This is a genomic window from uncultured Holdemanella sp., assembly GCF_934772795.1.
Lineage (GTDB): Bacteria > Bacillota_I > Bacilli_A > Erysipelotrichales > Erysipelotrichaceae > Holdemanella.
In genome coordinates, this window is sequence record NZ_CAKVMR010000096.1 from 1 (window position 1) to 5,140 (window position 5,140).

Annotated in this window: 13 protein-coding genes; all 13 read left to right on the forward strand. The window is 31.1% G+C overall.

Annotated features, from left to right (window positions below; genetic code table 11):
* Positions 1-30: 30 nt before the first annotated feature.
* Positions 31-165, forward strand: coding sequence for a hypothetical protein (locus Q0F04_RS11275; RefSeq protein WP_270473417.1), 135 nt, complete (start codon positions 31-33; stop codon positions 163-165).
* A 4-nt stretch (positions 166-169) separates the two neighbouring features.
* On the forward strand, positions 170-349 hold the full coding sequence (locus Q0F04_RS11280) for a hypothetical protein (RefSeq protein WP_295753355.1): 180 nt from the start codon (positions 170-172) through the stop codon (positions 347-349).
* Positions 318-761, forward strand: a complete 444-nt coding sequence (locus Q0F04_RS11285; RefSeq protein ID WP_295753357.1) for a hypothetical protein — start codon at positions 318-320, stop codon at positions 759-761. Before Q0F04_RS11280 ends, Q0F04_RS11285 begins: the two co-directional genes overlap by 32 nt.
* Before the next feature lies 1 nt (position 762).
* Complete coding sequence (locus tag Q0F04_RS11290; RefSeq protein WP_118325318.1) at positions 763-1,041, forward strand: hypothetical protein; 279 nt, start codon at positions 763-765, stop codon at positions 1,039-1,041.
* 5 nt (positions 1,042-1,046) lie between these two features.
* Entirely contained in the window at positions 1,047-1,331 is a 285-nt protein-coding gene (locus tag Q0F04_RS11295; RefSeq protein ID WP_295753358.1) for a hypothetical protein, read from the forward strand.
* Positions 1,332-1,734: 403 nt separating this feature from the next.
* Positions 1,735-2,388 (forward strand): hypothetical protein, encoded by a 654-nt coding sequence (locus tag Q0F04_RS11300; RefSeq protein ID WP_295753361.1) that lies wholly within the window; start codon positions 1,735-1,737, stop codon positions 2,386-2,388.
* Positions 2,389-2,430: 42 nt separating this feature from the next.
* Complete coding sequence (locus Q0F04_RS11305; protein ID WP_295753362.1) at positions 2,431-2,793, forward strand: hypothetical protein; 363 nt, start codon at positions 2,431-2,433, stop codon at positions 2,791-2,793.
* Positions 2,774-3,115 (forward strand): hypothetical protein, encoded by a 342-nt coding sequence (locus Q0F04_RS11310; RefSeq protein ID WP_295753363.1) that lies wholly within the window; start codon positions 2,774-2,776, stop codon positions 3,113-3,115. The genes Q0F04_RS11305 and Q0F04_RS11310 overlap by 20 nt, the downstream gene beginning before the upstream one ends.
* A gap of 20 nt (positions 3,116-3,135) precedes the next feature.
* Complete coding sequence (locus tag Q0F04_RS11315; RefSeq protein ID WP_295753364.1) at positions 3,136-3,828, forward strand: DUF975 family protein; 693 nt, start codon at positions 3,136-3,138, stop codon at positions 3,826-3,828.
* A gap of 11 nt (positions 3,829-3,839) precedes the next feature.
* Entirely contained in the window at positions 3,840-4,028 is a 189-nt protein-coding gene (locus Q0F04_RS11320) for a hypothetical protein (protein WP_295753366.1), read from the forward strand.
* Entirely contained in the window at positions 4,021-4,299 is a 279-nt protein-coding gene (locus tag Q0F04_RS11325; RefSeq protein ID WP_295753367.1) for a hypothetical protein, read from the forward strand. The genes Q0F04_RS11320 and Q0F04_RS11325 overlap by 8 nt, the downstream gene beginning before the upstream one ends.
* A 10-nt stretch (positions 4,300-4,309) precedes the next feature.
* The gene (locus Q0F04_RS11330) at positions 4,310-4,621 is read left to right on the forward strand and encodes a hypothetical protein (RefSeq protein WP_295753368.1); all 312 of its coding nucleotides are present in this window, start codon (positions 4,310-4,312) and stop codon (positions 4,619-4,621) included.
* 93 nt (positions 4,622-4,714) lie between these two features.
* Entirely contained in the window at positions 4,715-4,987 is a 273-nt protein-coding gene (locus Q0F04_RS11335) for a DUF2500 domain-containing protein (RefSeq protein WP_295753369.1), read from the forward strand.
* The last annotated feature ends 153 nt before the right edge of the window (positions 4,988-5,140 follow it).

The following is a 5,140-nucleotide window of genomic DNA, read 5'->3' on the forward strand; positions in this document are numbered from 1 at the left end:
TAATATGAAATTAGAAAAGGAGGACATAGTATGATGTCATTAGATTGGATGGTTTATGTATTAGGTGTAGTAGCTGTTGTTTTCTTAGTCGTTATGTTCTTCAAGTATAAAAAGCACAATCGATATGCTGATAAATTTGAAGACACATATCCAGATGCAAAGTAAGATTATGAAAAAGAGACAGAGAAAAAAGAATAATAAGAACGTCTTTATTCCATTGATTCCTGTTGAAATGATGGAAGAAGAGGTTAAGCAAATTCTGAAAACTAGAGAGGATAAATCCGAGGATAGGCGTAATATGCATCATAGTACTTGTGATGGAATTCGTGTTTCAGATGAGCTTTCCTAAATGGGGATTCATTTCTATGGTTGTTCTACTTGCGGATGGAGCTATTTATGGGTTGTATATCCATGATTACTTACAAGAAATGATGTGTGTTGCAGATATTGGTTTTTTGTGTATGCGTATGAGCATTTTAATAAATAAATTCAAAATTATTCGATATTTCATTAAGAATGGAATATTCAATGAAGAAAGGGCAATTGATATTTCTAAGTTTGATTTGAATGCAATAAAAGCTTTAGTACATTCTCAATTATTAGTACAAGTAGATGGTCGTGTGTATTTGGATAAACCATTGTATGACTTTAGATACAAAGAAAAATATATCTATTATGGAGAGATCATATTGTTGATCATCTTCTTAATATTTGCGTTTTATGTACATTATTTAAAAACCACATTGTTTTGGAGATTATGATATGAAAAAAAATCGACTTCAAAGATTACAGGAAGATATGAATGAAGATCTTCAAAAATATTTAGATGAAGACTTGTTAGATACAACTCCAAAAGAAAAGAAGGAGTCTACTTTCTGGATGAAGTGTGTAGCTTTATGCTTATTATGTAGTTATGGAATTGCACAATTTCTAGGAAGAGTATTAGGTGATAAACAGGCAATAGTGCAATATGGACTTGCGGGTATAATCGTGATTTGTGCACTCGCTTTCTATATATGGCTACGAAGAAAGTATAGGTAATGATTATGAATGATAAACAGAAAAAAATTATTGATAAATTGAATAAGGATAATGAATCATTAAATCAAGGACATAAATCCATGGTGGAATATTCTAAAGGGATGATTTGTATAGGCTTATTTGTAGTGTGTTTCTTGATTTACTATTTTTCGAAGAATATATTTTTTCTGCTTGGATTTTTATCATTTGAAATCTTTAATTCGATCTACGCAAAGAATGATAAGAAGAAGATTGGAATTGGTATTGTAGTTGGGGTTGTAATCTATATTCTTTTGGAATTGTGGATATAATCATATTGGATTGAATCCAATATAAAAGATGGACTGTTGCAGCATGTGTAACAGTCTTTTTTGAATAGAAATTTAGTATTGAACGATTCATTGATTCATGTATTTCACGTAGGAAAATAGCAAATGATACGTTTGGTTGAAAATGAATAAAAAACTGTATGAAAACGATTTCAGACATGTTAATATGAAATTAGAAAAGGAGGACATAGTAATATGACATTAGATTGGTTAGTTTACGTATTAGGCGTAGTAGCAGTTGTTTTCTTAGTCGTTATGTTCTTCAAGTATAAAAAAGCACAATCGATATGCCGATAAATTTGAAGACACATATCCAGATGCAAAGTAGGATTATAGATAATAAGCTTCCAAGACTACAAGATAATATAGAAGAGGAGGTGGACCTATGAAGAAGTATACAGCGGCATTGTTATGTGTATTCTTGGTTTGTGGATGTTCGAATATAACACCAAATAATGAAAAAGTAGAGACTAGTCAGGAAAAGCTAGAGAATATGACAGCCTTATATACGGGTTTTGCAGAAGCGAATGAAACTATAGATAATAAGTCGAAGATTGGTGTATGGGCCTATTATGAGGATGGTACAAAGGAATTCATTACACAAGGATGGACTGTCAAAGAGCCTGTCACATTAGAAGCTGGAAAGACTTCAGAGGTTACCGTTAAATATCGGGGATTAGAAAGTACGATTTCAGTGGAGTGCAGTGAAGTGGATGAAGCATCCTTTAAGGCAGAGTCACAATCACCGGATCAATCAGATTTGGAGGTTACACATTCTAAGTGGTATGGAAAGAAATTGACATATACGGGAAAAATCATAGCTCGCGTAGATGATAAAGATTTTAGAGGATACATGATCAGTATCTTTGATGATAAGTCGTATGTTTGTGTGCTTGATTACAATAAAGAATTTGATTTTAAAGAAGGTCAAACTGTTACATTTTGGGCATATGGACTTGGGCGTGTGGAATCCAAAGGATTGTTTGGAAAAGAGAGAAGTTGTATTGCGTTTAAGGCAAAATATATGGAAGAAGCATAATAACTATTTTATGAATTACAAAATGGTGAGGCGGAAAAACTTATGGATTTAAATGAATATGTTAAATTTGATGATTCTTGCAGACAATTTGAGATTGTTATTGGAACACAAGGAAAATACTCTTATGATGATGTGATAAGAGTATCTGTTTTAAATGAAAAGGCAAAGTATAAGGGAAAAGGAATTCCATTTACAGCTGTGCTTCCGGGTGGACCATTACCATACGGCTTATTACAGAATCCATATTTGTATGTTGGAGTAAAAATTGTTTTAAAGAATGAAACTGTATTAGCTATTTATGTGTCAAAAGAAAAGACAATGGTCAATACAGATCAGTACATACAAGATCGTAAGATCGCAAAGAAGATAGAAGGGGTGATTAAGGATGTGTGTAAAATTTCATGATGAAGAAAAAAGATTAGAAATCATTGGTGGTGCAAGCTGCTTATATGAAGAGATTCAAAAGTGTTCCGTTCAAAATGAAGATGCTAATTTTAAAGGTAAAACGAAACCATTTACACATACAATTTTAGGTGGAGCTACATTTATGGCGGGTGCAGTAGAACCAATGATGTATGTAGGAATTAAAGTTGTTTTGAAAGATAATAGTGTATTACCAGTATATGTTTCCAAGGAAAAAGTGTTATTTAATAGTGATAAATATTTAAATGATGTTAAAGAAGCCAATGCAATATTGAAGGAATTAGAAAAGAGATTGCATGTCTAAAGAAAGTAAGGTGAAATAATATGTGGAACAGGCAACAAGTTAAAGAACAAGCTAAACAAATCATGAAACGAAACTATTGGAAGATGTTTGTGGTTACGTTGATCGCATCAATATTGACAGGTGAAAAAACAACCATTATTGAAAGAGTACAAGACTTTACTTCAAACAATCTTTCTTATGATTCTCAGCCTATAGTTTATTCATCTAATTTTGAACTTATATTTTATTCATTCATTTCTGTTGCCAGTATTCTTGGAATCCTCTATACAATCTTTATTGGTAATGTCATTGTAGTTGGGAAAAATGGATATTTTATTAAGAATCATGATGAGAATCCTGAACTTGGTGAAATCTTTAAAGGGTTCAAGGGTAATTATTTAAATGTTGTAAAAATCATGTTCTTAATGGATTTAAAAACCCTACTATGGTTGTTACTGTTGATAGTTCCTGGAGTTATTAAAGCTTACGAATATTCTATGATTCCATATCTATTGGCAGAAAATCCAAATCTTTCAGCTGATGAAGCCTTCTCTTTGTCTAAACAAATGACGACTAGACAAAAGATGGATTTATTTGTCTTAGATTTATCCTTTTTAGGATGGATTATTTTAGGCTTAATTTGTTGCGGAATTGGAATTCTATTTGTACTACCATATCCAGAAGCAACAAGAGCTGAAGTGTATTTAATTCTAAGAGATTCTGTAAAGATATAAAAACTGATACTATGGAAAAGAAATCTAGTAGTTGGTTGAAGTGGCTGGTGAATGGTTATTGGGTTTTTCAACTTTTAAGAAGATTGTTAGGATTTCATAAACAACCAATCGAACAATATGTACTTGCAGGCATTATAAGTGTTTGTATATTGATTATTTATCCATGGTTAAAAAGAAAGTATGGTAATGCTCATGAATGATAAGCAGAGGGAAATCATTGATAAATTGAATAAGGATAATGAAGCCTTAAATCAAGGACATAATTCCATGGTGGAATATTCTAAAGGAATGATTTGTATAGAATCATTGATTGTATGTTTCTTGATCTACTATTTTACGAAGTATACATTTCAATTTGGATTCTGGACTTTTGAAGTTTATAACTTAGTTTATGCCAAGAATGATAAGAAAAAGATTGGAATGGGCCTTTTAATTCTAATTATTCTATATATTCTTATAACGCTTTTGTGAGGATAAGCCTATGAAAAAGAAAGTGATGGTTATTGGTTGTATATTACTGGCTTTGATCCTATCGATTGCAATCTATAGAAAACACGTGGAAAGTAATATAATCTTCCATTCATTCAACGAACCAGCCAATATCAAGGTTGGAACAAAGTTAGAGGAAACACTTATTGAGTTTTATCATACTGAGAATATAGATGGTAACAAGGTGACTCATGAGTATATATATGATCAGGATATTGTTAATGAGGTTCAACCGGTAACTGTAAAAGTGCATTATCAATTATTTACTTTTACAAATACTTATGAGCTATTGATAGTGGATTAATAAAAATCCGATAAATTTTAAACCAGAAAGGAAAAAGTATGTGTAGATTACTTTGCTTAATTAACTAATTTATACATATTTCGAGGAATGAATATGCTAAGATATACAAGAAATAAATTTAGAAAAGAATCGATATCTGCAAAATTAATTGAAAAAAAAGAAGGTGAGTATTTTGCTATTCCTGGAAAAGTGCCAAGTCCAGAAGCTTTTTATGAATTGATTTTTATGACTGAAGAGGGAATGAAAACTTTTGAAGTTAGTGTATTTGAATATAATGTTGTAGACGTTGGTATGGAAGGTACTTTAGTTTTTCAGGGATATCAATTGTTATCTTTCGGTGATTGGATAAAGGAATTTAGTTTATAGTATAACTTTACATTATTTTATGATTGACATTTAACATTTAATTGATTTCTTGATGTGTGATATGTTATATAGCTAAAATCCCTATGACTTTTAAAGGTTGATTTATCCCTATCTAGATAATATGAAGTGACCTCCTATTGTCAATACGTGGAT